Source organism: Atlantibacter hermannii, from assembly GCF_009907385.1.
In the GTDB taxonomy this organism is placed as follows: Bacteria; Pseudomonadota; Gammaproteobacteria; order Enterobacterales; family Enterobacteriaceae; genus Atlantibacter; species Atlantibacter hermannii_A.
In genome coordinates this window covers 1-248 of the sequence record NZ_JAAATR010000109.1, presented here as the reverse complement: position 1 = coordinate 248, position 248 = coordinate 1, and the positions used below count along the sequence as shown (strand labels likewise).

General features: G+C 62.5%; 1 protein-coding gene. It reads right to left on the bottom strand.

Going from position 1 to position 248, the window contains the following annotated elements; all coding sequences use genetic code 11:
* Window positions 1-248: invasin domain 3-containing protein (locus tag GV764_RS20315; protein WP_161661783.1), on the bottom strand; the 248-nt coding region annotated here is incomplete at both ends.

Genomic DNA, 248 nt, shown 5'->3' with positions numbered 1-248 from the left:
CGTATACACACCGGTGCTGCCGGTTTCGGTCAGGCTGCTGACCACCACTTCACTGGAAGAAGGCGTTCCGCCCAGACTGCCAGTGACTTTGATACTCAGGTTTCCGGCAATCCCGCTGATGATGTTGCCGTTCGTATCCCTGGCCGTGAACGTCAGGGTGCTGGTCGCCGTGTTATCCGCCGCCACCGAGGAAGGGCTGACTGCGAAGGTGGACTGCACGCCGTCCGGCGTGGTGCCTGCCGTCAGGG